Origin of the sequence: Brevundimonas sp. R86498, assembly GCF_044598075.1 — a bacterium.
Lineage (GTDB): Bacteria > Pseudomonadota > Alphaproteobacteria > Caulobacterales > Caulobacteraceae > Brevundimonas.
Window position 1 is genome coordinate 1453870 of sequence record NZ_CP139004.1, and the last position, 26839, is coordinate 1480708.

At 67.7% G+C, this 26839-nt stretch carries 23 protein-coding genes; 12 read left to right on the forward strand and 11 right to left on the reverse strand.

What is annotated here, in order from left to right; translation table 11 throughout:
- Positions 1-177 precede the first annotated feature (177 nt).
- Positions 178-2379 carry a TonB-dependent receptor gene (locus SJY26_RS07205; protein WP_396595451.1) on the forward strand — a complete coding sequence of 734 codons (2202 nt, stop codon included), beginning with the start codon at positions 178-180 and terminating at the stop codon, positions 2377-2379.
- Positions 2380-2383: 4 nt separating this feature from the next.
- On the opposite strand, the gene SJY26_RS07210 is transcribed toward SJY26_RS07205, so the two are convergent.
- Together SJY26_RS07210 and SJY26_RS07215 are read right to left on the reverse strand one after the other, a co-directional pair.
- Positions 2384-3340, reverse strand: coding sequence for a winged helix-turn-helix transcriptional regulator (locus SJY26_RS07210; RefSeq protein WP_396595452.1), 957 nt, complete (start codon positions 3338-3340; stop codon positions 2384-2386).
- Positions 3341-3452: 112 nt separating this feature from the next.
- Complete coding sequence (locus SJY26_RS07215; protein ID WP_396595453.1) at positions 3453-4613, reverse strand: acyltransferase family protein; 1161 nt, start codon at positions 4611-4613, stop codon at positions 3453-3455.
- 118 nt (positions 4614-4731) lie between these two features.
- On the opposite strand from SJY26_RS07215, the gene fliQ reads away from it, so the two are divergent.
- The 5 genes from fliQ to SJY26_RS07240 all read left to right on the forward strand — a co-directional run bounded on the left by fliQ (position 4732) and on the right by SJY26_RS07240 (position 10951).
- Complete coding sequence (gene fliQ, locus SJY26_RS07220; protein WP_396595454.1) at positions 4732-4995, forward strand: flagellar biosynthesis protein FliQ; 264 nt, start codon at positions 4732-4734, stop codon at positions 4993-4995.
- Between the two features lie 9 nt (positions 4996-5004).
- On the forward strand, positions 5005-5784 hold the full coding sequence (fliR, locus tag SJY26_RS07225) for a flagellar biosynthetic protein FliR (RefSeq protein WP_396595455.1): 780 nt from the start codon (positions 5005-5007) through the stop codon (positions 5782-5784).
- The gene (gene flhB, locus SJY26_RS07230) at positions 5777-6856 is read left to right on the forward strand and encodes a flagellar biosynthesis protein FlhB (RefSeq protein ID WP_396595456.1); all 1080 of its coding nucleotides are present in this window, start codon (positions 5777-5779) and stop codon (positions 6854-6856) included. The genes fliR and flhB overlap by 8 nt, the downstream gene beginning before the upstream one ends.
- Positions 6857-6971: 115 nt before the next feature.
- A complete protein-coding gene (gene cckA, locus SJY26_RS07235; protein ID WP_396595457.1) occupies positions 6972-9041 on the forward strand; it encodes a cell cycle histidine kinase CckA in 2070 nt (689 codons plus the stop codon).
- Between the two features lie 68 nt (positions 9042-9109).
- On the forward strand, positions 9110-10951 hold the full coding sequence (locus SJY26_RS07240; RefSeq protein ID WP_396595458.1) for a M61 family metallopeptidase: 1842 nt from the start codon (positions 9110-9112) through the stop codon (positions 10949-10951).
- Positions 10952-11024: 73 nt separating this feature from the next.
- On the opposite strand, the gene SJY26_RS07245 is transcribed toward SJY26_RS07240, so the two are convergent.
- The gene (locus SJY26_RS07245; RefSeq protein ID WP_396595459.1) at positions 11025-11930 is read right to left on the reverse strand and encodes a LysR substrate-binding domain-containing protein; all 906 of its coding nucleotides are present in this window, start codon (positions 11928-11930) and stop codon (positions 11025-11027) included.
- A gap of 334 nt (positions 11931-12264) precedes the next feature.
- Between SJY26_RS07245 and SJY26_RS07250 the strand changes: the two genes are divergently transcribed.
- Positions 12265-14091 (forward strand): DUF885 domain-containing protein, encoded by a 1827-nt coding sequence (locus SJY26_RS07250; protein WP_396595460.1) that lies wholly within the window; start codon positions 12265-12267, stop codon positions 14089-14091.
- Positions 14092-14097: 6 nt separating this feature from the next.
- Here SJY26_RS07250 and SJY26_RS07255 read toward each other — a convergent pair whose 3' ends face one another.
- The 3 genes from SJY26_RS07255 to SJY26_RS07265 all read right to left on the reverse strand — a co-directional run bounded on the left by SJY26_RS07255 (position 14098) and on the right by SJY26_RS07265 (position 15415).
- Positions 14098-14985 carry an NAD(P)/FAD-dependent oxidoreductase gene (locus SJY26_RS07255; RefSeq protein ID WP_396595461.1) on the reverse strand — a complete coding sequence of 296 codons (888 nt, stop codon included), beginning with the start codon at positions 14983-14985 and terminating at the stop codon, positions 14098-14100.
- Positions 14986-15071: 86 nt separating this feature from the next.
- On the reverse strand, positions 15072-15284 hold the full coding sequence (locus tag SJY26_RS07260) for a DUF2945 domain-containing protein (RefSeq protein ID WP_396595462.1): 213 nt from the start codon (positions 15282-15284) through the stop codon (positions 15072-15074).
- On the reverse strand, positions 15284-15415 hold the full coding sequence (locus SJY26_RS07265; protein ID WP_396595463.1) for a hypothetical protein: 132 nt from the start codon (positions 15413-15415) through the stop codon (positions 15284-15286). Before SJY26_RS07265 ends, SJY26_RS07260 begins: the two co-directional genes overlap by 1 nt.
- Before the next feature lie 188 nt (positions 15416-15603).
- On the opposite strand from SJY26_RS07265, the gene SJY26_RS07270 reads away from it, so the two are divergent.
- The 3 genes from SJY26_RS07270 (at position 15604) to SJY26_RS07280 (ending at position 18079) form a co-directional block, all read left to right on the forward strand.
- A complete protein-coding gene (locus SJY26_RS07270) occupies positions 15604-16824 on the forward strand; it encodes an NADP-dependent isocitrate dehydrogenase (RefSeq protein ID WP_396595464.1) in 1221 nt (406 codons plus the stop codon).
- Positions 16825-16940: 116 nt separating this feature from the next.
- Positions 16941-17531 (forward strand): DUF2939 domain-containing protein, encoded by a 591-nt coding sequence (locus tag SJY26_RS07275; protein WP_396595465.1) that lies wholly within the window; start codon positions 16941-16943, stop codon positions 17529-17531.
- On the forward strand, positions 17528-18079 hold the full coding sequence (locus tag SJY26_RS07280) for a DUF2939 domain-containing protein (RefSeq protein ID WP_396595466.1): 552 nt from the start codon (positions 17528-17530) through the stop codon (positions 18077-18079). The genes SJY26_RS07275 and SJY26_RS07280 overlap by 4 nt, the downstream gene beginning before the upstream one ends.
- Here SJY26_RS07280 and SJY26_RS07285 read toward each other — a convergent pair.
- Both SJY26_RS07285 and SJY26_RS07290 read right to left on the reverse strand, forming a co-directional pair.
- A complete protein-coding gene (locus tag SJY26_RS07285) occupies positions 18076-19860 on the reverse strand; it encodes a DUF885 domain-containing protein (RefSeq protein ID WP_396595467.1) in 1785 nt (594 codons plus the stop codon). The two genes, SJY26_RS07280 and SJY26_RS07285, sit on opposite strands and share 4 nt — an antisense overlap.
- Positions 19861-19926: 66 nt before the next feature.
- On the reverse strand, positions 19927-21591 hold the full coding sequence (locus SJY26_RS07290; protein WP_396595468.1) for a thiamine pyrophosphate-binding protein: 1665 nt from the start codon (positions 21589-21591) through the stop codon (positions 19927-19929).
- Between the two features lie 123 nt (positions 21592-21714).
- Between SJY26_RS07290 and SJY26_RS07295 the strand changes: the two genes are divergently transcribed.
- Positions 21715-21852 carry an entericidin A/B family lipoprotein gene (locus SJY26_RS07295; protein ID WP_396595469.1) on the forward strand — a complete coding sequence of 46 codons (138 nt, stop codon included), beginning with the start codon at positions 21715-21717 and terminating at the stop codon, positions 21850-21852.
- Positions 21853-22119: 267 nt separating this feature from the next.
- Positions 22120-23976, forward strand: a complete 1857-nt coding sequence (locus SJY26_RS07300) for a S8 family peptidase (protein ID WP_396595470.1) — start codon at positions 22120-22122, stop codon at positions 23974-23976.
- Between the two features lie 12 nt (positions 23977-23988).
- Here SJY26_RS07300 and SJY26_RS07305 read toward each other — a convergent pair whose 3' ends face one another.
- The 3 genes from SJY26_RS07305 to SJY26_RS07315 form a co-directional block, all read right to left on the reverse strand.
- Positions 23989-25350: a glutamate--cysteine ligase gene (locus tag SJY26_RS07305; RefSeq protein WP_396595471.1), complete on the reverse strand. Its 1362-nt coding sequence runs from the start codon at positions 25348-25350 to the stop codon at positions 23989-23991.
- Between the two features lie 320 nt (positions 25351-25670).
- Positions 25671-26111 (reverse strand): ion channel, encoded by a 441-nt coding sequence (locus SJY26_RS07310; RefSeq protein ID WP_396595472.1) that lies wholly within the window; start codon positions 26109-26111, stop codon positions 25671-25673.
- A 4-nt stretch (positions 26112-26115) separates the two neighbouring features.
- On the reverse strand, positions 26116-26829 hold the full coding sequence (locus SJY26_RS07315) for a 16S rRNA (uracil(1498)-N(3))-methyltransferase (RefSeq protein ID WP_396595473.1): 714 nt from the start codon (positions 26827-26829) through the stop codon (positions 26116-26118).
- Positions 26830-26839: the final 10 nt, after the last annotated feature.

Genomic DNA, 26839 nt, shown 5'->3' on the forward strand with positions numbered 1-26839 from the left:
TTAACGCAAGTCATTGGCCCGTGATGAGGACGACACGCAATTCTGGTGATCGATCATCACCAAACGATCTCCGTTCGAGCCTTTCGTAAAAAGACTTGCAAAACTGGTCTGTTGGCGCAAGCGTCACATCAGAGCTTCCGGATAACAGGAAGCCAACCTTGGGAAGGGGACCGCCAAATGCAGACCATCGTCGGGAAGACCGCGTCCATTGCTGTGCTGATCCTGGCTGCCGGCCTCGGCGCACCAGCCTTCGCGCAGGACGCGCCGCAGCAGGAATCCGCCGCGCTGGATGACATCATCGTCACGGCCCAGCGTCGGGAGCAGTCGCTTCAGGATGTGCCTCTGGCCATCACCGCCTTCAGCGCAGAAACCCTCGAGCGGACCGCCGCCACAGGCATCCAGGACATCGCCGCCAAGGCCCCCGGCGTGACCCTGACCCAGTTCAACATCGGTGAGCCCCAGCTCTACATCCGCGGCGTGGGCACCACCAGCGACTCGGCCGCCAGCGATCCCTCCATCGGTATCTCGATCGACGAGGTCTCCATCGGCCGTGCAGGGGCCAGTTCGCTGGCCTTCCTCGATATCGAGCGAGTCGAAATCCTGCGCGGTCCGCAGGGCACCCTGTACGGACGCAACGCCTCGGGCGGGGCCCTGAACGTCTATACGCGGCGGCCGCAGATGGAGGACACCACCATGGCGTTGCTCCGCGCCGGCAGCTTCAACGAATATGGAGCCGAGGTCGTCCTCAACCGCCGGATGGGCGAGGACAGCGCGGCGCGTCTGGCGCTGCGGGTCAACCGCAACGACGGCTATGCCGAGAACGTGCCGAGCGGCCGCGGTCTGGAAGGCGGAAAGCAGTACGGAGCCCGCCTGTCCCTGCTGAACGAGTCCGGCCCCTGGACCGTGCTGGGATCGGTCGATGTCTCCCGCGACCGGATGGACGGTCATGCCCGGATCCCGGTGACCGCATCCGCCACGGCACCGGCCTTCGTCTCCCTGATCAACGGCCTGAGAACGGGGCTCGACCGCCGCCAGAGCTTCTCGTCGGCGGACAACTACCAGAACCGGGACAATATCGGCGCGACGGTCCGCGTCGAGTACGAGGCGGACGCTTTCAATGTCGTGTCCCTGACCTCCTACCGCGACAACAGCTATCGCTGGCGGGACAATCTGGGCGGACTGCCCTTCCCCAACTTCCCGCTTGAGGTTGACGACCAGGCGGCCGAGGACGCCTCCCAGTTCAGCCAGGAGTTCCGGCTGGTCTCCCGCCCGGAGTCGCCGATCAGCTGGGTGGCCGGACTGTTCTACTTCAGCGAGGACGTCGATCGTTCGGAACGGTTCATCGTCCGCACCGGACTGCCCATCGCACCGCCCTCCTTCGGCGGGGACACGACCTTCCTGCAGACGGCCGCCAACAGGAGCTATGCCGTCTTCGGACAGGCCACCGTGCCCTTCGCCGACATCTGGGAACTGACGGTCGGTGCCCGCTGGACCCATGATGAGCGGGATGTGACCCAGATCGCGCGTGACAATGACCGGGGCCTGAGCCCGCCCGCGGGCATCCCGCTGGGGCCGACCGGGACGCCATACAGCACGACCGGCAGCGCCGAGTTCGAGGAACCGACATGGAAGGTCGCCCTGGCGGTCGAGCCGTTCGAGGACGTCCGCCTCTATGCCTCCTATGACCGGGGCTACAAGGCCGGGGCCTTCCCCTCGACAGCCCAGACGGCCGTGCAGGCCCGCACACCGCTGCGCTCGGAAATCCTCGACAACTATGAGCTCGGGCTGAAGTCGACCCTGCTGGACGGCCGGCTTCGGCTGAACGGGGCCCTGTTCCGCCTCGAGTACGATGACCTGCAGGTCTATGAGCTTCTGGGCCTGACGCTGGTGACTTCCAACGCCCAGGCCGAGGTCGACGGCTACGAGCTGGAAGGGGCTTTCGCCCTGAGCAACAGCATCACCCTGGGCGGGTCCTACACCCACCTCGACGCCCACTATACGTCGAATGCCCAGTCCGGCGCGCTGATCCTGCCCTACAACAACCTCACCCTGCCGCGCTCGCCGGACAGCCAGTACACCCTCTATGCCGATGGGGAGTGGGACGCCTTCGGCGGCCAGCTGGCGGCCCGGATTGACTATCAGTGGACGGACGACTTCTTCTTCGATCCCTCCAACAATCCCGAAGTGCTGTCGCCGGCGCACGGTCTGGTCAGCGCCTATGCCTCGTGGGAAGCCTCGAACGGCGTGAAGATCGCGGTTTACGGCAAGAACCTCGGCGACGAGGAATACCAGACCCACATCATCAAGAATGTGGGCGTGGGCTTCAGTGTCTTCGGGGCTCCGCGATCGTGGGGCATCGCCGTCAGCCGCAGCTTCTGACCGGTCAGGCGGCGCTGGTTCCGACCGGTGCCGCCGCCTCGACCTCCCAGCGGATCGCGCGCGGATCAATGCGGCGGCCGGTGCTCCGGTCGCAGACCACGGCCGAGATCGGTCGTCCCGTCCCGGTGTCGATCAGACGCAGCGGTGCCCCGTCCGGACAGAGCCACCGTTCAGACCAGCCGTGCATGGTCATGATGATCGGATACAGGTCCCGCCCGGCCTCGGTCAGCCGGTATTCGAAGCGCGGCGGGGCGGTCTGGTAGAGGCGCTTTTCCAGCACGCCATGCAGGACCAGGGTCTTCAGACGGTCGGCAAGGATATTGGTCGCGACCCCCAGGGCCTCATGGATCTCGTCGAACCGGCGCAGGCGGAAATAGGCCGCCGCCAGCACGGCCCAGCTCCAGTAATCGCCCATGATGTCCGTCGACCGGTCGATGATCGCCCGGTCGGTCTCTATGGGGGCTGTCCGGCGTCGGCGCGAGGTCGGCGGGGCGATCGGCGTCAGACCCTCGCCGGCCTCCCACCGGACCCGGGACGCGTCGACGGGCTGCCCGCCCTCGTGATCGAAAACGGTCGGTTCGACCCGGGCACCGGTCTCCCGGTCGAAGAACGCGAGGGCATAGCGTTCCTGCAGCGGCGACCGCGCCCATTTACGCTCCCACTGACCCTGCATGACGGCCGTGCCGAACATGTCGAGCCCCATCTCTGTGAGACGGTATTCGAGGCGGGTGGCGGATCCCGGGGCCTCGCGCTGGACCAGAAGGCCGGCGCTCACCAATCGATTCAATCGATCGGTCAGCACACTGCGCGGCATGCCGAGGCGTTCACGCCAGACCGAGAAGCGGCGTGCTCCATAGAACGCCTCACGCAGGATCAGCTGGGTCCAGGCGTCCCCGGTCACGGCGAAGGCGCGGGCCACGGGATTGCCCATGATCAGGTCGCGTGTGCTGGGAGGCGTCACTCAGGGTCGTCTTCATGCTCGGCCCATCAGACGGGGCGAGGTCATCCTAGAGCGTGATCGGCGGAAGGGGAATCGCTTCGCGATATCGTCAGACAGGTCGTCTCCACGATCGTCAGGCGTGGCCCTGGCCGACCGGAGTGGGCGGTTGGACCGCGACCGGAGCCGCCCTGCGGCGTCCGGCGGACAGCCACAGCTTGATCCGGTTCTGGAGTGGCTGATCCGCGGCCCTGTGAAAGGCGAAGGCGAACACGAAGGCCGCCGCAACGCCAGCCAGCCAGAGGCCCCACTGCACCGGGACGGGCAGAGCAAACCGGGCGATCAGGACATTGGCGACCCCGAACCAGGCGATCCGCACCACCTCATTGGTGATGAACATGGAGAAGGACACCACGCTGGCCCGCTCGATCCATTTCGAGGGGCGCACGACCGGGAGCGCGCCCGCCGCCAGCAGGATGAGGGAGATGAAACCGAGGCTGATCAGGGCATGTTTGTCGAAGGCCTGGACCGTGGCGAGGCCGATGGCGGCCGAGACACCGATGATCGCGGCGACGCGGGGGGCGATGAACAGCCGTTCCGACACGACCGCCAGCCCCATGCCGAGGATGAACAGGGGCAGGGCGCGGAAGAAGCCGTAGCCCATCGGCATCTGATAGACCGGATAACCCAGCAGGCTGTGGGTCGCGGCATTGGCCAGCAGATAGACGCCGGTGACGGCGAGAATCGCCGTCCAGGGCCCCAGCCGAGCAAGGGTTCTGAGGATCCACGGGAACAACAGGTAGCATCCAACGAGAGCCGAGATCGACCAGCTGGGGGCGTTCCAGCCCAGACCGCCGGGCACGCCAAAGGCTTGTGTCAGGGTCAGCTGCGCCGGCAGCTGGCGCCAGTCGAACCATTCCGGGTTCCGGGGGCCGATCCCCGCCACCGTCCCGATCAGCACCAGCGCGACAAGCGCCAATCCCATCATCAGGTGCGCGGGATAGACCCTGAGAAAGCGCTTGATGAAGAAGCCGCGCGGCGAAATCTCGCCGCGGCCCACGGCCCCGCCATAGACCCGCATCAGCACATAGCCGCTGTCGATCAGGAAGAAGTTGGTCAGCAGGAATCCGCCCCGTTCGAACACCGGATGCAGGGCTTCGGCCAGGGGCACGGGCCCCGCCGCCTGGAAGTGGTGCAGGATGATCAGCGAGGCCACAATGAAGCGCAGGGCGTCCAGCCAGCCGCCTCGGGCGATCGGCGGTGTCCCGTTTCGGGTCGAAATCGCGGTCCAGGCCATGGAAATTCTCTCTTCGACGGTCAGTGCCGCAAGCCCCGGGCCGCGATCGGACGCCATCGCTAACGTGGCGTTAACCACGCTCCCGGCATTTTCTGCCTGGTATCTGAAGGGTTGGACGATGAGCGGCGCGGAAGTTCTGGATGTGGGCCGCGATGCCCTGTGGCTGACGATCCAGTTGTGCGCACCCATCCTGCTGGTAGGACTGGTCGTGGGCGTGGGCATCGGCCTGTTCCAGGCCCTGACCCAGATCCAGGAACAGACCCTGATCTATGCGCCCAAGATCATCGCCATCTTCATCTCGCTGCTGCTGTTCCTGCCCCTGATGGGTGGGCTGCTGGGGACCTTCATGCGCACCATCGCCGCGCGCATCTCGGACATGTAGCGGCCGGCCATGGAGCCCTATGCCACCGCCGATCAGGTCTGGGCCGGCGGGCTGATCTTCGCCCGCATCGGGGCGATACTGCTCAGTCTGCCCGGCATCGGCGAAAGCTATGTGCCGCCGCGTATCCGGCTGGCGCTGGCGCTCGTGATCTCGCTTGCGCTGTGGCCCGTGGTCGCGACGGCGCTTCCCGCCCTTCCCGCCAGTCTCGGCGGTGCGGTCGGCTGGGTCATCCGCGAAGTGATCACCGGGCTGATGATCGGGACCATCCTGCGCGTCTTCATCAGCACTCTCGCGATCGCCGGCGAGATCGTGTCGTTGCAGACCACACTCGCCTTCGCCCAGACCGCCAATCCGCTGCAGGCCCAGCCGGCCACGACCGTCGCGGCGTTTCTGATGCTGCTGGGAACAGTGCTGATCTTTGCCACCAATACCCATCACCTGTTCATCGCCGGTCTCGTGGGTTCGTATGAGCTGATCGCCCCGGCGCGCCCCCTGATTGCCGGCGATTTCGTCGAGCTGGCCATCCGGACCGTGGGAGACAGTTTCCTGCTGGGCGTGCAGCTGGCGGCTCCCGTCATCGTCTTTGCCCTGGTCTTCAACATGGCGTCCGGGCTGATCGCCCGCGTGATGCCGGCCTTCCAGATCTTCTTCGCCGTCGCACCGCTCAGCGTCATCCTCGGCCTGTCCATCCTTGCGCTTTCTCTTGGCGTGATGGGCACGGTCTTCATCGACCGGTATCGTGCTCTGGCGAACCTGTTCGTGTCGGGCACGGGAGGGGTCGGTGGCTGAAGACTCCGATCCCGAGTCCAAGACAGAAGAGGCCTCGCCACAGAAACTCGAACAGGCGAGGAAAAAGGGCGATGTCGCGAAATCTGCCGACGTCGCTCCGGCCCTCAGTCTGCTGGGGGCGTCCACCGTCATCATCATGGGCGGGGGCTATTTCGCGACTTCGATGGCCGAGTCGCTGCTGCCATTCATCGCCATGCCGCACACCCTGATGGGCGGGCTCGACGCGGGGGCCGGTGTCGAGATCGGGATGAACGCCCTGTGGGCGATCGCGCCATTCCTCGGCACGGTGATGCTGGCGACCATTGTTGGTGGTGTCAGCGGCAATGTCCTTCAGTCCGGTCTGCTGTTCTCGGCGGAGGGGATGAAGCCGAAGTGGAAGAAAATCAGCCCGATGGCGGGCCTCAAGCGCATCTACGGTCCCGATGGGCTGATGCAGTTCGGTCAGACCCTGATCAAGCTCGTCGCTGTGGGCGTGGTCTGCTGGATGGTGATGAAACCCCACGCCCGGGAGTTCGAGGCGATGGCCGCGATGTCTCCCGCCGCGATCCTGCCCATGGCCCGCGACATGGTGGTCGCGCTTCTGATGTCGACCCTGATGTTTCTGGCGGTCTCGGCAGGGGGGGATTTCCTCTGGCAAAAGATGCGCTTCGCCAAACGCCAGCGGATGTCCAAGGAGGAGGTCAAGGAGGAGTACAAGCAGTCCGAGGGTGACCCGCACGTCAAGGCCAAGCTGAAGCAGATTCGCATGCAGAAGGGCCGCCAGCGGATGATGCAGAATGTTCCCGGAGCCACGGTCATCGTGACCAACCCGACCCACTATTCGGTCGCCCTGCGCTACGAGCCGGACAAGGGTGATGCCGCCCCGATCTGCGTCGCCAAGGGCGTCGATGCGGTGGCGCTGCGGATCCGCGAACTGGCCCGCGAGCATGATGTCCCGATCGTCGAGAACGTGCCCCTGGCCCGCGCCCTGTATGCGGCGGTGGACATCGACGAGATCATTCCGCGCGAGCATTTCGAGGCTGCGGCCAAGGTGATCGGCTTCGTCATGCAGAAGCGCGGCCGCAGGCCATGACCATCGCCTCTGACACTGGCATTTTCCCGGGGAGCGGCACCGCCCGATCCGCGATCTCGGAACCAGCGCAAACTGCCCTATACTGACGGTCCTGATTCGCGCGGGAGCCCCGCCTATGTCCGTGTCCAGCCCTCCACCTGCCATTCCCCGGCTCGACCTGACCGTCCTTCTGATGGCGGTCGGGTTCGCCGCCGCCATCGCGGCGCTGGCGTGGCCGGCCTTTCAGGCCGGGCCGGTGACGACACCCCACATCATCCTGATGGTGACGGTCGGGGCCGTCGCCCTGATGGGTCTGTTCGCCTTCAACCGCATCGACGTCCGCAGCAGTGACCGACCGGCGGGCGATGTGGCGGTCGAGATGCTCGACGCCATGGCCGAGCCGGCCGCGCTGGTGTGGGCGTCCGGGCAGGTTCTGGCCTTCAACGGGGCCTGGGCCTCGCAGAACGGCGCGACCGTCACCCTGCCAAAGGGCAAGTCGGCCCAGGCGCTTTATATGGCGTTCGCCCAGGCCCGGTCGGGCCATCAGGGCCGGGCGATCGTGATGATCGGCGAGCGAGAAATCGAGGTCCTGATCGGTCAGGCGGGCGAGGGCCGCTTCCTGGTGCGGGAGGCCCCTGAATCGAGCCTGGTGACCCCGGCCCCCTCTGCCGCCTCTCCGGCCGCAGGGACAGGCGCGGGCACGGGGGATGCGCGCGCCATGGCCGCGGGCGCGCCCTTCGGCTCGGCGGTCATCGCCGGCGACGATCTGTTCGCAGGCATGACCAGTGAGGCCAACCCGGCCCTGGCCACCCTGACCGGACCTGCGGCGGCGCGCGACGCCGCGTTCGGGGACCTGTTTGATCCGGTCGGCGTCGCCGAGGCCGAGGCCCGCATGGCGGCCGGATCCACGGGGCCGATCGAGCTGGTCGCCCGCGCCCACCCCGATCGCGTTCTGCACCTCTATGTCGCCCCCGAAGGCGACCGGCGCCGGGTCTGGCTGTTCGATGTCTCTGCCCAGAAATCGATGGAGATGCAGCTGTCGCAGGCGCAGAAGATGCAGGCCGTGGGCCAGCTGGCCGGCGGGGTCGCCCACGATTTCAACAATCTGCTGACCGCCATCCAGCTGCAGCTGTCCGAACTGCTGGAGCGCCACCCGGTGGGCGACCCCTCCTACGACGGGCTGAACCAGATCCGTCAGACCGGGATCCGGGCCGCCGATCTGGTGCGGAAACTGCTGGCCTTCTCGCGCAAGTCGACGGTCCGGCGCGAACGGCTGGATCTGGGCGAGCTGGTCGGAGAGTTCGCGGTCCTGCTGCGCCGTCTGCTGCGCGAGGATGTGCGGCTGGAAACCGACTACGGCCGCGACATGCCGATCGTTCTGGCCGACAAGTCCCAGCTGGAGACGGCGGTCATGAACCTCGCCGTCAATGCGCGCGACGCCATGCGGGGTGTCGTCGAACCCGGCGCGGGCGTGGTGACCATCCGCACCCGCCGCCTGTCACGGGACGAGGCCCGCACCCTCGGCTGGCTGGAGGTCTCCGAGGGCGAGAGCGCCCTGATCGAGGTCTCGGACACCGGGCCCGGCGTACCGCCCGAGCTGCTGGACAAGATTTTCGAGCCCTTCTTCACCACCAAGGCCGTGAACGAAGGCACTGGCATGGGTCTGGCCACCGTCTATGGCATCGTCCAGCAGGCTGGCGGCCATATCGGCGTGACCAATCTGGAGGGGGCGGGGGCGGCCTTCCGCATCTTCCTGCCGGCCGCCTCGGAACAGGCGCTGGCCGAGGTCGCCCCCATCGAGGTCAAGGCCAGGTCCGCGCCGCGCGACCTGTCCGGCAACGGCCGCATCCTGTTTGTCGAGGACGAGGCGGCCGTTCGCGGCATCGCCGCCCGTCTGCTCCGCCAGCGCGGCTACGAGGTGATCGAGGCCGCCGATGGCGAGGAGGCCCTGATCCTCGCCGAGGAATGGGCCGGCCAGATCGACATGCTGATCTCCGACGTCATCATGCCGGGTCTGGATGGCCCCAGCCTGCTCAAGAAGGCGCGTCAGTATCTGGGCGATGCCCCGGTGATGTTCATCTCCGGCTACGCCGAGAGCGACTTTTCCGACCTCCTGCAGGACGAGGCGGGCGTGTCCTTCCTGCCCAAGCCACTGGACATCAAGACCCTGGCCGAACGGGTCAAGCAGGAACTGCGGCCGGGGTGAACTCAAGGTAACTTGCCACCCGGCCCCGCTTGCGCCCCTATGCGCGACATCGCTGTTCGGGAGTTCCCATGTTCGTACGTCGCCTGCTGACCGCCTCGGCCGCCTTCGCCGCCCTGACCCTCGCGGCGGAAGCCGCGCAGGCCCAGAACTATCAGGTCAGCTTCGACAACGCCGTCCACCACGAAGCCCGGATCACGGTCACCTATCGCGACGTCGGCTCGACCCCGGTGCGGTTCCAGATGTCGCGGTCGTCGCCCGGCCGCTATGCGATCCACGAGTTCGCCAAGAACGTCTATTCCGTCTCTGCCGTCGACGGGCAGGGCCGGCCCCTGACCATTGACCGCACCGACCCCTACGGCTGGACCGTGCCCGGGCACGACGGAACGGTCAGCCTGTCCTACACCCTGTTCGGCGACCGCTCGGACGGCACCTATTCCCAGATCGACGCCACCCACGCCCACCTGAACATGCCGGCCACCCTGGCCTGGGCGACGGGCTTCGACGAGCGGCCGGTCACGGTGACCTTCAAACCCTTCTCGCCCGACTGGAGCATCGCCACCCAGCTGAAGCCCGGCTCCGACCCCAATACCTTCTCGGCGCCCGATCTCCAGTATCTGATGGACAGCCCGACCGAGCTCAGCAACCACATGGTGCGCGAGTGGACCGTCGATGACGCCGGTGTTGCCCGCACGATCCGGATCGCGGCTCACCATGCCGGCACCGCCGAGGAGATTGACATCTTCGCCGAGCGGGCGAAGCGGGTCGTGGACGCCCAGATCGCCGTCTTCGGCGACGTGCCGGACTTCGATTTCGGGACCTACACCTTCATCGCCGACTATCTGCCCTGGGTCAGCGGCGACGGCATGGAGCACCGGAACTCGACGATCATCAACAACAGCCGCTCGTTCAGGGAGGCCGATTTTGGCCAGATCGGCACCCTCAGCCACGAGTTCTTCCATGCGTGGAACGTCGAGCGCATCCGCCCCGCCGAACTGGAGCCCTTCGACTTCACCCGCGCCAATCCGACCCCGTCCCTGTGGTTCGCGGAAGGGTTCACCAGCTACTATGGCCCGCTGACCATCCGGCGCGCCGGTGTCGCCACGGTCGACGCCTTCCTGGCCGAGATGGGCGGTCAGCTGAACTTCGTCCAGAACGCCTCGGGCCGCCGGTTCGGTTCGCCGCAGGAAATGAGCCTTCGCGCGCCCTTCGTCGACGCTGCCGCGTCGATCGATCCGACCAACGACGCCATCTTCGTCTCCTACTATCCGTACGGCGCAGTCATCGCCTTTGGCCTCGACCTCACCCTGCGCCAGCGCTTCCCGGGTGTGACCTTGGACGACCTGATGCGCCATATGTGGCGCGCCCACGGGGTGCCCGAGAACCCCTATACGCCCGCAGACCTCCAGGCGGCCCTGGCCGAGGTGACCGGCGATCCCGCCTTCGCCGCCGACGTCTTTGATCGCCAGATCCGGGGCAGCGACCTGCCCGACTTTGCGCCGCTGCTGGCCCAGGCCGGCATCGTGATCCGACCGGCGAATCCGACGGCCGCCTGGGCGGGCAACGTCCGCTTCCCGGCCACAGGTCCCGCGATCATCCCCGGTGCCCTGGCCCCCGGAACGCCCCTGTACGAGGCGGGTCTGGATCTCGGGGACCAGATCGTCGCGGTCGGCGATGCGGCCATCACCGGTGCCGCCGACTGGACCGCCGCAGTCGCCGCCGCGAAGCCCGGCGACGAGGTCCCGATCCGTTTCCTGCAGCGCGGGGTGGAACGATCCGCCACACTGCGCTTCGCCACCCATCCTTCGTTCACCCTGGCGCGCATCGAGGCGGGCGGCGGTTCTGTCACGCCCGCACAACTGGCCTTCCGTGAGGCCTGGCTGGGGGCGGATACGGCACCACCCGGGCCATAGATCAAGCGCGTCGCAACCGGCGGGTGCCCGCCAAGGCCGGCGCTGCGCCTCGTCCTATTGCCCGGTTGGCTTTTCACAGGGCCGCTGCGATCTCCGGGTCCGCAGCCGCCTCCGCCAGAAGCCAGTCGCGGAAGCGGGTGATCTTCGGCGAACGCCTCCGGTCCTCAGGCCAGGCGATCCAGTATCCGGCCGACAGCCGCATGGTCTGCGGGAACGGTCTCACCAGCACGCCGGCCTCGATTTCCCGGACGAACAGGATGGGCGAGCCCAGCGCCACCCCCTGTCCGCCACGGGCGGCCGCCACTTCCAGTCCCTGAATATCGGCCCGGAGTCGCGAAGCCGGCGTCGCAGGGGTCATGACACCGGCGGATGCGAACCAGGCGGCCCACTCCCTCTCGTCGCCGATGCGGGGCGCCTCCACGAGATCGGCCGGAACCTTCATCGCCAGGCGCTCACAGAGCTTGGGGCTGCACAAGGGCGTGAACACGCTCGGCATCAGCAGGGTCGACTCCAGTCCGGGCCAACTGCCGCTCCCGTCGCGCAGGGCGATATCGATATTCTCCCGCGCGAGGTCCATGACCCGCGGCGTGGTGTCGAGACGGACCGCCAACCCCGGATTGGCGACCTGGAAGGCACCAAGCCGGGGGGCGAGCCACTGGGTGGCAAGCGTCGTCAGGGTCGTGATCGACAGGATCTCGCGATCCGTCTCCATGATATCCGCGAGGCCCCGGCGCAGGATTGTCAGGCCTTCGGTTGCAGCGCGTGCCAGGCGGTCGCCCGCCTCGGTGGGCAGTACCTCGCGCGGCAGCCGCCGAAACAGGCTGAGCCCCAGCCGTGTCTCCAAGGCCTTGATCTGCCAGCTGACCGCGGCCTGGGTCATTCCCAGTTCTTCCGCCGCCCGGGTGAAGCTGTTCAGGCGCGCGGCCGCTTCAAACACTCGGATGGAAGAAAGCGGCACACCGGACAGGGCATCTGACATAAGGGCAGCCAATGCTAAGTGAGAGACTACTGGTTTGCGGGTGTCGACGGTTTGGCCGCTTATCTCAGTTTCGACCGTATCAGAACTGGAGACTCAGGTGGAAGAGATGTTTCGAACGCATAAGGAGCCTGCATGGGGTTGGATCGGCCTCGCGCTGTCCGCGCTGGCGCGGCTGCGGCGGCGTGCCTCGAAGGCCGACAAGGGGGTGGCGACACCCTGGAACCCCCGCGCGCCCCGCGGCTGGTCAGCGTGACAGGGACGCAAGACTATGGTGGCTTGTGTCTCACATCGGATTGATGGCCAAATGCCGCCTGTAATTCGGGGAGAGCCTGCCATGATCGATCGCCGCCGTCTGTTGTTCACCGCCGCCGCGGGGGCCAGTCTGATGGCGACCGGCCAGACGCTGGCCGCACCGGGCCAGGCCACCGCCGGGGCCTCGCTCCGGGCCGTCATGGACAGGATCGTGGCCGAGACCCTGATGACCTCGCCCGAGCTGCTGACCCAGCTCGGCTTCGACAAGGGGCCGAACGCGGCCATGAAGGCACGGCTGGATGACCGGTCCCAGGCCAAGGTTCTGGTCGACCGCGAAACATTCCGGGGTCAGATGGCCTCGCTGAAAGCCGTCGACCGCGCGGGTCTGAGTGCCGACGAGACGGTCTGGTACGACGCTCTGGAGTATTTCGGCGACACGGCCATCGACGGCTATGCCTTCCCCTATGGCGGCGGCGGCTTCGGGCCTTCTCCCTATACGGTCAGCCAATTGACGGGCTCCTATCAGTCGATCCCGGACTTCCTCGACAGCCAGCATTCGATCGAAACGGCCGAGGACGCCGAGGCCTATCTCAGCCGCGTGTCCGCCTTCGCTACGGCGCTGGACCAGGAAACTGAACGGATGGAGCTGGACTTCGCGGCCGGAGCCGTGCCGCCGGACTTCGTCATCGCCCGCACTCTCGCCCAGATGGAAAGCCTGATGGCCGGAGGGGCGACGGGCACGACCCTGGTCCAGTCCGTCGCGCGCCGGACCGGCGAAAAGTCTATTCCCGGCGAGTGGGGATCCCGCGCCGAGGCCATCGTCAACGATGCGGTCTTCCCGGCGCTGAGCCGTCAGGCCGAGGCGCTGCGGGCGCGGCAGGCCGGAGCCACCCACGACGCCGGCGTCTGGCGTCTGCCCGACGGCGAGGCCTTCTACCGCTACGGCATCCAGAGCTACACCACCACGAACCTCTCGGGCGACGAGATCCATGCCATCGGGCTTGAGCAACTGGCCGAACTGTCGGCGCGGGCGGACGTGCTGCTGAAGGCCCAGGGCCTGACCCAGGGCTCGGTCGGGGCCCGGATCGCCGCCCTCGGCGACGATCCCCGCTACCTCTATCCGAACACCGATGAGGCGAAGGAACAGCTTCTCGCCGACCTCAATGCCCAGACCATCGAGGTGCGTCGGCGCATGCCGGAGTATTTCGGCCGCCTGCCCCAGGCCGCGGTCGAGATCCGGCGCGTGCCCAAGGCGATCGAGGCCGGGGCCCCGGGAGGGTACTACAACGCCCCGTCGCTGGATGGCTCGCGGCCCGGGGCCTATTACATCAACCTCAGGGACACGGCCGAATGGCCGAAGTTCCAGCTGCCGACCCTGACCTATCACGAGGCGGTGCCGGGCCATCACCACCAGATCACCCTGGCGCAGGAGAAGGCCAACACGCCCCTGCTGATGAAGGTGCTGGGCTTCTCGGCCTATTCCGAAGGCTGGGCCCTGTATGCGGAGCAACTGGCCGACGAGATCGGCATGTACGAGAACGATCCGGTCGGAAAGATTGGCTATCTGCAGTCCCTGATGTTCCGGGCCACCCGTCTGGTGGTCGACAGCGGCATGCATACCAAACGCTGGAGCCGTGAGGAGGCCATCCGCTTCATGGTCGACGCGCTGGGTGACGCCGAAAGCGCGGTCACCACGGAGATCGAGCGCTACTGCGTCTGGCCTGGCCAGGCCTGCTCCTACAAGCTGGGCCACACCAAATGGGTCGAGCTGCGAACCAACGCCCAGCGGGCGCTCGGGGACCGGTTCGACATCCGGGCCTTCCACGACGCGGGCATCAACACGGGCGGCGTGCCGCTGACGGTGCTGGAGCGGGTCATGACCGAGTGGACCGCGGCCCAGGCCGCCTGATCCGCTTCAGACGGTCAAGCCCTCTGCGCGCCGGAGGGCATTGTGGATATCGGTGGCGGCGACCGCGGCCTCGGCCGTCGCTACCGCGATCTGATTCAGACCCCGGACGACGTCACCGGCCGCGTACAGTCCGGGGATGCTGGTACGCTGGTGGAGATCGACCTCCAGCCGCCCGTCCTCGGCCAACTGCGCTCCGAGGTCCCGCGCCAGGGTGGCATTGGCGGAGGTGCCAAGGGCGGAATAGACCAGGTCAAAGGCGCGAAAGCTTCCGTTCCAGCAAAGGGCTGTGACGCGATCGCCTTCCAGCCTGACGGTCTCGATCGGGGTCTCGACCAGTTCGATGCCCAGCCGGTCCAGTGCCGCGCGTTCGGTGAGGGCTCCGGATGGGCCGACATGCAGCAGGGTCACCCGGTCCGAATAGGTGCGCAGGAAGGCAGCCTCCCGCACACCCATGTCGCTGTCGCCGATCACGGCCACGGCTTTCCCGGTCGCCTCATAGCCGTCGCAGATGGGACAGATCCGCACCAGCGCGCGTTCGACGGCGCGTTCCACGCCCGGCAGGTCCGGATGATGGTCGACGACGCCGGTCGCCAGAAGGACCATGCGCGTTCGCACAGTCCGGCCGTTGAGAGTGCCCCGGAAGCCGCCATCCATGGTCTCCAGAGGCTCGACCCTTCCCAACTCGATGATCGCCCCGTACTCCGTCGCCTGCTCCCGCATGCGGGACAGGATGGCGTCGCCCGTGATCCCCGCCGGGAAGCCTGGCATATTGTGGCTGAGCGGGATCCAGCTGGCCCGGGCGTCCCCGCCGTCCGCAACGACCACCGAGCGCAGGAACCGCGCCAGATAGGTCGCGGCTGTCAGCCCCGCCGGGCCGGCACCGACAACCAGCACATCGGCATCAAAGGCGACGTCGTCCCTCGCCGGACCGGCCGGGACGATCGTCGCCTCCGGCGCGCCTTCCTGAAACCCGGTCAGCGTCAGGCCTTGCGCAGTTCGGACGGCCGATGCGCCGCTCTGGCCCCCGTCTTGTCGCTCTTGACCAGATACTCCGGGTTTTCTGGCGAAGCGGCGACCTTGTGGGTTTTGATTGTCGTGGGTTTCGTCAGCTTGCGGACCACCTTGCCTTCGCTTGTGCCCTGGCTGTGGTCCCACGCCACGGGGGCTCCGGCCTTGAATGTCTTGCTGGCCATCAGCGGTTCTCCTCGGGCTTGGGATCCAGATCATTCAGCACGGCGCGCATCAGGTCGGGATCGATCAGGATCGGCATTTCGCAGAACCGCACGATCCAACGTCGGACCAGCTCATCGGTTTCGTTATCCACGGGCTCGTCCTTGAGAAGATCGATGCCCTTCCATCCCTCACAACCGACGTGGGAGCCCTGGGTTCAGCTTGGCCGCGTGCGTTTTCTTCCGGGCATGATTAACGCTTTGACCGGGGCCTTTGCCTCGCGGCTCGCCGGTCGCTATACCCCCGGCCACTCTCCGAAACTCCAGACAGGACGTTAGCCGCATGGCCAAGATCAAGGTCGCCAACCCCATCGTGGACATCGACGGCGACGAGATGACCCGCATCATCTGGCAGTGGATCAAGGACAAGCTGGTCTTTCCGTTCCTCGACGTCGAGCTCGACTATTACGATCTCGGCATGGAGCACCGCGATGCCACCGACGACCAGGTGACGATCGATGCCGCCCACGCGATCCAGAAGCACGGCGTCGGCGTGAAGTGCGCCACCATCACCCCGGACGAGGCCCGGGTGAAGGAGTTCGGCCTGAAGAAGATGTGGAAGTCGCCCAACGGCACGATCCGCAACATCCTCGGGGGCGTCGTCTTCCGCGAGCCGATCATCTGCCGCAACGTCCCGCGCCTCGTCCCCGGCTGGACCCAGCCCATCGTGGTCGGCCGTCACGCCTTCGGCGATCAGTACAAGGCCACCGACTTCCTGTTCCCCGGCAAGGGCACGCTGACAATCAAGTTCGTCGGCGAGGACGGCGCGGTGATCGAGCATGAGGTCTACAAGGCCCCTGGTGCCGGCGTTGCCATGGGCATGTACAACCTCGACGACTCGATCCGCGACTTCGCTCACGCCTCGTTCAGCTATGGTCTGAACCGTGGCTACCCGGTCTATCTGTCGACCAAGAACACGATCCTGAAAGCCTATGACGGCCGCTTCAAGGACATCTTCCAGGAGGTGTTCGACGCGGAATACGCCGACAAGTTCAAGGCCGCGGGCCTGACCTATGAGCACCGTCTGATCGACGACATGGTCGCGGCCGCGATCAAGTGGTCGGGCGGCTTCGTCTGGGCGTGCAAGAACTACGACGGCGACGTCCAGTCCGACGTGGTGGCGCAGGGCTTCGGCTCGCTGGGTCTGATGACCTCGGTGCTGATGACGCCGGACGGCAAGGTCATGGAAACCGAGGCTGCCCACGGCACCGTGACCCGCCACTATCGCCAGCACCAGAAGGGCGAGGCCACCTCGACCAACTCGATCGCCTCGATCTTCGCCTGGACCAGCGGCTTCAAGCACCGCGCCAAGCTCGACGGCAACGCCGAGCTCGCCACCTTCGCCGAGACCCTGGAGCGGGTCGTGGTGGAGACCGTCGAGGCCGGGTTCATGACCAAGGACCTGGCACTGCTCGTTGGCGACCAGCAGGGCTGGCTGACCACCGAGGGCTTCCTCGACAAGGTGGCCGAGAACCTGAAGACGGCCCTGCCCGACATCGGCTGAACGAACGCCGGCTGAATCTTTCCACCCCGCCGGAGCCTCTCCGGCGGGGTTTCGTTTGAGCGGGAGCCTTCGCCGTGCATTGATGGCACCGACGTCGGAGGAGGGGAGACCACCGCGTGAAAAAGCTGTTTGGCAATTTGCTGCTTGCCGCCATCGTGCTGGCGGGTGTCAGTTTCGTCGTGGCCCCTGTGGTGGCCTTCTTCGGCATACGCTCGGCCGCGCAGTCGGACGACATCGCGGGCCTGCAGCGTCTGATTGATTTCGACGCGGTAAGGGCCTCGCTCCGGCCGCAGCTTTCGGGTCGCGCCCAGGCGCTGACCCCGCCTCCCTCCTTCATGAACGACCCGATCGGTGCGGTCCGCCGCCAGTTCGAGGACGCCGCCGCGCCGGTGGGCCCGGACCCCGATGCCTTTCTGACCCCTGACGCGCTCGATGGCCTGACCCGGGGCGAGGGTCGCTACGCCTCGGTCCGCCCGCCCCGCCCCGGCACGGACGAGGCCGCCGCGCCCTGGCCGGCCCCCCGCTACTGGGGCATCAACCGCGCCCGGCTGGCGGTGACCGATGAGGGGGGATCCGCCACGGTCTTCACCTTCGAGCGCCGCGGCCCGTTCCAGTGGAAACTGGTGCACATCGGCCTGCCGGACGGGGCAACGCCGGCCCCCCCTGCAGCTCCCCAGGCTACGACCGGCGCGGTGACGAAGCGATGAGCGGCACCGGCAAGGGACTTCTGGCCGTCGTTGTGGTGGGCGCCACCGTGGCGTTTCTGGCCCTGCCGCTTCTCACCGTGCGGTCGCTCGTGGCGGCGGCGAAGACGGGCGACGAGGCAGCGCTTGAGCGGCTGGTCGATTTCCCGGCCTTCCGCGAAAGCGCCAAGACCGAGCTGACCGCCCGGCTGATGTCCGAAATGCGCGAAGATCCGCGCGGCCACGACAGCGCCCTTGGCGGGCTGGGCATGATGCTGGCCCCCATGCTGGTCGGCGGCGCGGTGGACGCGCTGGTCAACGCCCCGACTGTCGCCGCCATGGTCCGCACGGCCGAAATGCCGGATCCGGCCGGTCCCGATGCGGAGCCTGCAGCCACGACTGATGAGGGCGACGACATCCGCCAGTCCTACGGCTACCGCGACCTGAACACCTTCGTGCTGACCCTCACCGACCCGGACCGGCCGAACGAGCCGCTGAAGCTGTTGCTGAAGCGCCAGGGCCTGTTCGGCTGGAAACTGGCCGGGATCGACCTGCCGGACGCGACCGCCTAGCGCTGGCTGTCGATCCAGGCCTCCATGCGCCGGTCCAGCAGGTCCAGCGGCAGGGGGCCGTCGACCAGCAGGGCGTCGTGGAAGTCCCGGACATTGAACCGGTCACCCAGCGCCGTCTCCGCCCGCGTTCGGATGGCGCGCAGACGGATCTCGCCGATCTTGTAGGCCAGGGCCTGGCCCGGCCAGCCGATGTAGCGCTGCAGTTCGGTCTCGATGTTGTGGGGGGCGAGGGCCGAGTTCTCGGCGAAGCACTGACGCGCCTGATTGGTGGTCCATCCCATCCAGTGCATACCGGTGTCGGCCACCAGCCGGCAGGCCCGCCACATTTCGTAGGACAGGCGGCCGAACCGTTCCTCGGGCGTGCGGTAGAACCCCATCTCCTCGCCGAGGAACTCCGCGTACAGGCCCCAACCCTCGGTGAAGGCCGTCACGTCGACGTTGCGGCGGAAATAGGGGCCCTGGGCGGCCTCCTGCTGCAGGGCGATCTGCAGGTGATGCCCGGGCACGGCTTCATGCAGGGTCAGGGCCGGCAGCTCGTACAGCGGTCGCTGGTCCAGCTTGCCGGTGTTGACGATATAGCCCCCGGGCACCCCGTCGGCGAGCGAGCCTCCGTTGTAGCGGCCGGTCGTGTAGGTGGCCTCGATGTCCAGCGGCACGGGCCGGACGTTGTAGGTCAGGCGGGGCAGGGTCCGGAACAGGGCCTGCAGACCCCCGTCCGCCCGCTTGGCCATTTCGGACGCCTTCTCCAGCAGGTCCTCGCGTGAGGTCGCATAGAAGCGGGGATCGGTCCGGAGGTGGGCGAGGAAGCCGGCGAAATCGCCGGTCCAGCCGGCCGCGCGCATCTCGGTCTCCATCCGGGCGCGGATGCGGGCCACCTCGTCCAGACCGATCTGGTGGATCTGGTTGGGCGTCAGGTCTGTGGTCGTATAGCTGCGGGCCTGGAAGGCATAGTAGTCGCGACCGCCCGGCCGCGATCCGATCCCGACCTCGGGCCGGGACGCGGGGCGATACTCATCGCGCACGAAGGCCAGCATTGCCTGACGGCGCGGCCCGATCTGTTCGGCCACGATCGCGGCGGCGGCGGCACGCAGCGTCGCCTGATCCACCGACGGAATCGATCCGGGCAGGCTGGCGAACGGGCGCAGCAGGGGGTCGGTCTCCGGCGTAAAGGCGGCTTCATTGCCGAGGGCGACGAGGGCGCTGTCGACCACGGAGGTCGGCTGGGTGAAGCCGGTCTCCAGCCCGCGCCGCGCGTTGGCGAGGGCGTCGTCATACATTTTCGACAAGGCCCCCAGCCGGGCCAGCCAGGCGTCAGCGTCGGCCCGGTTGGCGATGCGGGTGATGGAGGCCAGATAGTTGGCCGACTGCCCGACCCCGCCCTCGGCGTCGAACGCCAGCCGGCCGGAGTCGTGTCCGATCGCCTCGATCGACCGGGTCAGCACCCGGATCAGGAAGTCGCGGTTTAGTCGGTCTTCTGACGACAGCCCTGCGACGGGCAGGGCCTCGGCCCGGGCCCGGAACGCCTCCAGCGGAGCCTGCCGCGCCAGTTCCGCCGCGCGCGAGCCGTCGGGCAGGCGGGACTTGGCGGCGACGTCGCCCTCCTGACCCGCCGAGATCGGGTCATTCGCCTTCAGGAAGGCCTCATAGTCCGTCAGCAAGGCCGCCAGGGCCGGGTCGGGAGCAGCGACGGCCGCCGTCGCCGGTCGCGTCTGGGCCATGACGGCAAGGGGGCTGGCGGACAGCAGAAGGGCGGCGAGGCCGGCGGAGGCGATGCGGTTCATGAGGCGTCCCTGAGCGAAGGCGGCATGGGGAAGGATCGGCGTCGTCCCGTCAATGGTCACGCTCGCTCAGGACGCCCGCAGACCGCTTATCGTCCGGTTGGGGGCAATGTCTTCGGCCGAGGTGATCAGGTGGATCAGGGCGGGGACGCCCCCGGGCCCCGCCGCATCCCGGGCGGCCTCGAGCGCGGCCGGGAAGGCCTCCGTGGTCTCGCATCGGACGCCGAACGCCCCGAAGGCCTCGGCGTACTTGACGAAATCCGGGTTCTTCAGGTCGGTGGCCATGACCCGGCGGGGGTAGTGCCCCTCCTGGTGCATGCGGATGGTGCCGTAGGTGCCGTTGTCGACGACGATGACGATCGTGTTGATGCCGTGCTGGACCGCCGTGGCCAGCTCCTGGCCGGTCATCAGGAAGTCGCCGTCCCCGGCCACGCAGATGACCTCGCGGTCCGGATGCAGGGACTTGGCGGCGACGGCGGCGGGGTAGCCATAGCCCATGGCCCCCGACGTCGGGGCCAGCTGGGTCCGGCAGGCGCGGTGGCGGTAGAAGCGGTGCAGCCAGGCGGCGAAGTTGCCGGCCCCGTTGGTGACCATGGCGGTCGGCGGCAGCACCCGGCCCAGATGGGCCATGCATTCGCTCATGTTCACCGCGCCGGTGACCGGCACGGGGGTCGAGAAGGCCTGATAGTGGGCGTGGGCGGCCTTCGCCTCATCGTGCCAGCTGCGGCCGGACTCCAGCGTCGACACGGCGTGGGCAGCGAGGCTGTTGTCGGCGGTGGCCGCGATCAGCGGCGTCCACACCCGGCCCAGCTCCTCCGGGCCGGGATGGATATGGACCAGTGTCCTTGCCGTGTGCTCACGGGTGAACAGCGTATAGCCCTGCGTCGGATTCTCCCCCAGCCGGGCCCCGATCGCGATCAGCAGGTCCGCGTCCTTCGCCCGCTTCATCAGCTCTGGATTGCAGCCCAGACCCAGGTCGCCGGCATAGTTGGACCGATCGTTGGACAGGATGTCTTTCCGGCGGAAGGACAGGGCGACGGGCAGGCCGATGCGTTCGGACCAGTCGCCAATCGCCGCCGCTGCCGCTTCGGTCCAGCCGGAGCCGCCGAGCACCAGCAGGGGGCGCTCCGCCTTCGACAGGCGCTCGCCCAGATCGGCGACAAACTCGGGATCCAGACCCGCCCGGGCCGGCGTCACCGGCCGCAGCGGTTCCGGGCCGCCCGGTTCGTGCAGAAGGTCCTCCGGCAGGGCGATGACGACGGGCCCCATCCGGCCCTGCAGGGCGGTGGCGAAGGCGCGTTCGACGACCTCAACGGTGCGCTCGGGGCTCTCGATCTCGGTCGCCCATTTGGCCAGGCCGCCGAACACCTCGCGGTAATCGACCTCCTGGAAGGCCCCGCGGCCCCGGTCGGACAGGGCGATCTGGCCGACGAAAAGGATCATGGGCGTGGAATCCTGGTGCGCCGTGTGGACCCCGATCGAGGCATGGGTCGCCCCGGGACCGCGGGTGACCATGCAGATGCCGGGCCGGCCGGTCAGCTTGCCATACGCCTCGGCCATATTGGCCGCCCCGGCCTCGTGCCGGCAGGTGACGACCTCGATCTCCGGGTGATCGACCAGGGCATCCAGGACCGCCAGATAGCTTTCGCCCGGGACGCAGAAGACGCGGGTGACGCCGTTCAGGGCGAGGGTCTCGACAAGGCGGCGGGCGGCGGTTCCGGCGGGCTGGGTCATGGGCGCAGGTCTAGCAGGTCTCGCGGTGCGCTGGCGACCGCCCGACGCGCGCGATCCTGAGCAGCAGATGCAACCCGGCGGCAAGCGCTGCGTTAGAGGAGCTTCGCCATAAGGAAGTCCCCCATGAAGAAGATCCTGACCCTCTCGCTGGTTGCCGCCGCCCTCGCCGTTTCGGCCTGCAACACCCTGTCAGGTGCCGGCCGCGATGTCTCGGCCGCCGGTTCGGTCGTCACCAACACGGCCGAAGACGCCAAGAACTGATCCACGGATCCGTCCGCACGTTCGACGAAGCCCGCCGGGATCCGGCGGGCTTCTTTCGTTCCAGCTTCCCGTCGAAACCTGACGGGGAGAGGTGCCGGCGCTTGAAAACCTGCGTTTCCCTGTTATCGAGACCGTTCTTTCAGTCTGACGTCGGGGGACGTGTTGCAAAAAGCTCTGTTGGCGGCCGCGAGTGCGGCTGCGTTGTCCACGCTCGGGACAGGGGCTTCGGCCCAGTCCGGACCAACGGAGAATGGCTGGAACCTTCAGTTGATCGGGGCCCGCGCGGCTCAGGATCGGGGCTATACCGGTGCCGGTGTCATCGTCGGGGTCCTGGATAGCGGTCTGGACATGACCCATCCGGAGTTCCGGGGCCGGATCACGAGCTTCTCGTTCAGTGGCCTCGACGGTGGACCGGTCGCCGGCGACCCTGACGGGCACGGAACCCACGTCTCCGGTATCATCGCCGCAGCAAGCGACGGTCAGGGAACCCGGGGCGTCGCGCCTGAAGCCCGTCTGATGTCTCTGCAACTCGGCGGCGATACCGAGGCCGATCTCGATCGAGTGGCCGCGCGCGCCATCAGGGCGGGCCTCCAGAACGGCGCGCGCATCTTCAACAACTCCTGGGGCCTTGATTACTACATCGGCTCCGCCTCCGGCCGGGCGGCGTTCCAGCAGACCATGGTGCGGCAGACGGCGGCCTTCCGCGAGGCGGTGGCGCAGGATGCGATCCTCGTGTTCTCGACCGGCAATGAGAGCCAGCTTCAGCCCAATGTGCAGGCCGGACTGCCCTTCTATGTGCCGGAGTTGCAGCCGAACTGGCTCGCGGTGACGGCGGTGGGCCCGACCGGCACCCTGTCCAGCTATGCCAATCAGTGCGGCCGGGCGGCGCAATGGTGTCTGGCGGCCCCGGGCGGCGAGTTTCCGGAAGAGGGCCAGACGACGGCCCAGACTTTTGTCATGTCGACGATCCCGGGCGGTGGCTACGGCCCCGAGGCCGGCACGTCCATGGCGGCTCCCCATGTCACGGGCGCGGTGGCGGTCGCGCGGCAGATGTTGCCGAACGCGTCCAGCGCAGAGCTGACGCGGCTGACGCTGGCGACGGCGACCGACGTGGGCGCGGCGGGCATCGATGTCGAGTACGGCTGGGGGCTGCTGAACCTCGAGAACCTGGCTATGACGCGCGATGCGGTCGCGGCCTCGGCCTTTACCAACGGCTTCTGGGCCGCAGAACGGGGGCAGGCGGCGCTGATGCAGACGCTGGGCTCGCGCATGAGCGCTGAGGCCGAGGGCGGGGCCTGGGGCGCGGTTCTGGCGGCGCGCGGCGAGCACGACGCCACCGGCTCCGCGAACGGTGCGGAGGCCGAGAGCCTCGGGGCCGTGACCGGGTTCGATCTGGCGGCCAGTGAAAACGCGACCCTGGGTCTGGCCTTCACCTATGTCCGCACCGAGATGGCCGAGACCGGTATCGCCAACGAGGCGACGGTCGAGGCGTTCGGTCTGACCGGCTATGGGGCGGCCCGGCGTGGCGTCTGGTTCGCGCGTGGTGCGGCCGGCGTCGAGGTGCTGGATTATACCTTCGTGCGGGGCGCGATCATCGGGGCTGCCGGCACGGTGCTGGAGGGACAGGGCCTGACCGGTCAGGCTCGCAGCAACGGCTATTCGGCCTGGGTCGACGGCCGCATCGGGGCGACGGTTCCGAGGGGCGGGTTCGAGCTTCGCCCGTTCGTCCATGGGCGCGTCCAGCGGGTCCAGGCCGATGCCTTTGAGGAAACGGCCGACATCTTCAGCCTGTCCGTGGCCGAGGTCGACCAGACCCGTGTCGAGACCGGTCCCGGGGTCGAACTGGCGTTCGCCCCCTTCGAGGCCGGCCCGGCGACCCTGAGCGGCGAGCTCGGGGCCCGCTATGCCTTCAGCACCGGCGACGACACCTTCGAGACCCCGGCGACCTTCCTCGGTGCGCCGGTGCCCGGCGAGATCGGTTCCTTGGGCGACGCCGCGACCGTGTCCGGCACCCTGCGGGCCCGGTTCGGAGAGCGGCTGGAGGCCGGGATTGAGGGCTTCTGGTCCGTGGCCGACCGGGCGGAACAGGGCGGGCTGGCCGTCGGGGTGCGTCTCCGCTTCTGAGGCATCCCCCGATCAGTAGGCGAAGTCGCGGTAGATGCGGCTGACGTCGCCCTGCCAGTCGCCGTGGTACAGGTCCAGAAGCCGTTCGGCGGGGGTGACCCCGCTGTCGGCGATGTCTTCCAGCTCGGACAGATAGCCGCGCTCGTCGACCATGCCGCCGCTGAAGCAGGCGCGGTTCTTCAGGCCCTGTCGGGCGATGGCAACCATGTCGACGGCGATGTCGCGGACCGACCGGCCGGCGACCTCGGCGCGGAGACCCAGCCGGGTCACGTCGCGGCGCAGGCGTTCGTGGTCCGCGATGTCCCAGTCCTTGCACAGGTCCCAGGCGGCGGCGAGCGAGGGGGCGTCGTAGAAGATGCCGGTCCACAGGGCCGGCAGGCCGCAGATCCTGCTCCACGGTCCGCCGTCCGAGCCGCGCATCTCCAGATACTGTTTCAGCCGGACTTCCGGGAACAATGTGGTCAGGTGATCGGCCCAGTCCTTCAGCGTCGGGCGTTCGCCCGGCAGGGCGGGCAGCCTGCCCTCCATGAAGTCGCGGAACGACTGGCCGGAGGCGTCGATGTATTTCTCGCCGCGCTTGGCGAAATACATCGGCGTATCCAGCGCATAGTTGGCATAGGTCTCGAAGCCGAACCCGTCCTGGAAGACGAAGTTCAGCATGCCGGTGCGGTCGGGATCGGTGTCGGTCCAGACATTGGCCCGGGCGGACAGGAAGCCGTTCGGGCGGCCCTCGGTGAAGGGGGAGCAGGCGAACAGGGCGGTGCCGATCGGCTGGAGCGCCAATGAGGTCCTGAACTTGGCCACCATGTCGGCCTCGGACGAGAAGTCGAGGTTGGCCTGGATGGTGCAGGTGCGCAGCATCATGTCGAGGCCCAGATTGCCCTTCTTCGGCATATAGGCGCGCATGATGTCGTAGCGGCCCTTGGGCATGACCGGTACGTCCTCGCGCCGCCACTTCGGGTCGAAGCCGGCCCCGAGGAAGCCGAGGTTCAGCTCGTCGGCGACCATCTTGACCTCCATCAGATGCTGGCCGGTCTCCGAACAGATGTCGTGGATGGTCTTGAGCGGGGCGCCGGACAGTTCGAACTGCCCGCCGGGCTCGAGGCTGATGGAGGCGGTGTAGCCCTCGTCGTTCTTCCGCTCGAGGGCGATGACATGACCGGCCTCCTCGACGGGCGACCAGCCGAAGCGCTGCAGGCCGGTCAGCATGGCGAGGATGCCGTTGGGCCCTTCATAGGTCGGACGGCGCAGGGTTGACCTGTCGAAGCCGAACTTTTCGTGCTCAGCCCCCACGCGCCACTGGTCTTTCGGCTTCATGCCTTTCGACATGACGCCCACGAGGTCGTCAAAGGTCAGCGGCGTCGGATCGGTCATGCAGGCCCCGGAGCGGGCGACTGGCCCGTTGCGGCTAGATGGGCGAGATTGCGGCCGGTCTCAAGGGGAGGGCGACATGGGACGTGAGGCATGCGCTCACCCTGACGAAAAAACACCGTGACGGACCGTGACGAAATCCGCGCCCGGTTAACGAAATCAAGGACTTGTGCTCATCGAATACGTCACGGTGACGGGATTATCGGAAACTATCGGGCGGGGCTGGTCTGTGTTGGGGCTGTCAAGATCTGCCGGATGTGGGTCAGGGCCCGGGCGAGCGCAAGACGGCATCAGGAAAATAATCCTCGCCCGGTTCTGCCGTTTCAGCCGTTGTGGTGCCGGGCCGGCAGGAAACGCGTCATCAGGGTCACGAAGAAGGCCACGGACCAGCCCAGCAGCAGGGCCCCGTTGATGCCCTCCAGCGCCCCCAGCAGCTTCCACTCCGGGGCCATGGCGGCGTCGGAAAAGCCGATCGAGGCATAGGCGATGGTCGAGAAATAGACCGCGTCGCGCATTGGCTCGACCGCGCCGATGCCGCGATAAAGGAAGGCATAGAGCCAGATCTCGAGGCCGTGCAGGACCAGAAGGCCCAGGGCCGACAGGACGGCGACGATGGCCCCCTCCATGGACAGCGGGCTGACCCGCGACTGGCCGGTCGAGCGCTCGCGCCATTCCATCAGCCGGCCGAGGGTCAGAAGGCCGCCGCCGTGGAGGATGACGGTGAGCAGCACCATCACGGTGGCGAGGGTGAGTTCGGCCAGCACGGCCCTATCGCTCCCAGTCGCCGACCACGGCCTGCCACAGGGTCATGGCGGCGATGGCAGCGGTATCGGCGCGCAGGACGCGCGGCCCCAGCGAGACAGCGGTGGTGAAGGGCAGGGCGCGGAGCCGATCGCGCTCCTCCGGCGCGAACCCGCCCTCGGGCCCGATCAGGATGGCCCACGGGCCCGGCTCCGTGATGGCGGACGCCACCGGCGCGCCCCCGGTCTCGTCGCAGAACATCAGCCTGCGCGCCGGGTCCCAGCTGTCCAGCAGGGTGTCCAGCTTCGCCGGATCCTCGATTGCCGGCACGTCCAGCCGGCCGGTCTGTTCAGCCGCCTCGATCGCGATGGCGTCCAGCCGGTCCAGCCGCACATGTTCGACATTGGTGCGCCGGGTGATGGTCAGCCTGACCCGGCGCGCGCCCAGCTCGGCGGCCTTCTCGACGATGGTTTCGACCCGGGATTTCTTGACCACGGCGACGATCAGGTCGAGGTCGGGGCCCAGGGTCTGGGGCCGGACCTGGTCCTCAAGCTTCAGGATCACGCCCTTCTTGAGCACCTCGGCGATGGTTGCGCGCCATTCCCCGTCGCGGCCGTTGAAGACCAGCAGGGCGTCCCCGAGCTTCAGCCGCATGACCTGGGTCAGATAGCGCGACTGGTCCAGCGTCGGGGCGACGGCGGCTCCGGGCGTGAGATCGGGTGTGACATGAAGGCGGATCATGACTGCTCCT

Bases quoted from the DNA above. Each gene is read 5' to 3' on its own strand.
- SJY26_RS07215 (WP_396595453.1), bottom strand. From the start codon at position 4,613: ATGGCCTGGACCGCGATTTCGACCCGAAACGGGACACCGCCGATCGCC.
- fliQ (WP_396595454.1), top strand. From the start codon at position 4,732: ATGAGCGGCGCGGAAGTTCTGGATGTGGGCCGCGATGCCCTGTGGCTG.
- SJY26_RS07295 (WP_396595469.1), top strand. From the start codon at position 21,715: ATGAAGAAGATCCTGACCCTCTCGCTGGTTGCCGCCGCCCTCGCCGTT.
- SJY26_RS07315 (WP_396595473.1), bottom strand. From the start codon at position 26,829: ATGATCCGCCTTCATGTCACACCCGATCTCACGCCCGGAGCCGCCGTC.
- fliR (WP_396595455.1), top strand. From the start codon at position 5,005: ATGGAGCCCTATGCCACCGCCGATCAGGTCTGGGCCGGCGGGCTGATC.
- SJY26_RS07290 (WP_396595468.1), bottom strand. From the start codon at position 21,591: ATGACCCAGCCCGCCGGAACCGCCGCCCGCCGCCTTGTCGAGACCCTC.
- SJY26_RS07285 (WP_396595467.1), bottom strand. From the start codon at position 19,860: ATGAACCGCATCGCCTCCGCCGGCCTCGCCGCCCTTCTGCTGTCCGCC.
- SJY26_RS07305 (WP_396595471.1), bottom strand. From the start codon at position 25,350: ATGACCGATCCGACGCCGCTGACCTTTGACGACCTCGTGGGCGTCATG.
- SJY26_RS07205 (WP_396595451.1), top strand. From the start codon at position 178: ATGCAGACCATCGTCGGGAAGACCGCGTCCATTGCTGTGCTGATCCTG.
- SJY26_RS07280 (WP_396595466.1), top strand. From the start codon at position 17,528: ATGAGCGGCACCGGCAAGGGACTTCTGGCCGTCGTTGTGGTGGGCGCC.
- SJY26_RS07245 (WP_396595459.1), bottom strand. From the start codon at position 11,930: ATGTCAGATGCCCTGTCCGGTGTGCCGCTTTCTTCCATCCGAGTGTTT.
- SJY26_RS07270 (WP_396595464.1), top strand. From the start codon at position 15,604: ATGGCCAAGATCAAGGTCGCCAACCCCATCGTGGACATCGACGGCGAC.
- SJY26_RS07260 (WP_396595462.1), bottom strand. From the start codon at position 15,284: ATGGCCAGCAAGACATTCAAGGCCGGAGCCCCCGTGGCGTGGGACCAC.
- SJY26_RS07240 (WP_396595458.1), top strand. From the start codon at position 9,110: ATGTTCGTACGTCGCCTGCTGACCGCCTCGGCCGCCTTCGCCGCCCTG.
- SJY26_RS07250 (WP_396595460.1), top strand. From the start codon at position 12,265: ATGATCGATCGCCGCCGTCTGTTGTTCACCGCCGCCGCGGGGGCCAGT.
- cckA (WP_396595457.1), top strand. From the start codon at position 6,972: ATGTCCGTGTCCAGCCCTCCACCTGCCATTCCCCGGCTCGACCTGACC.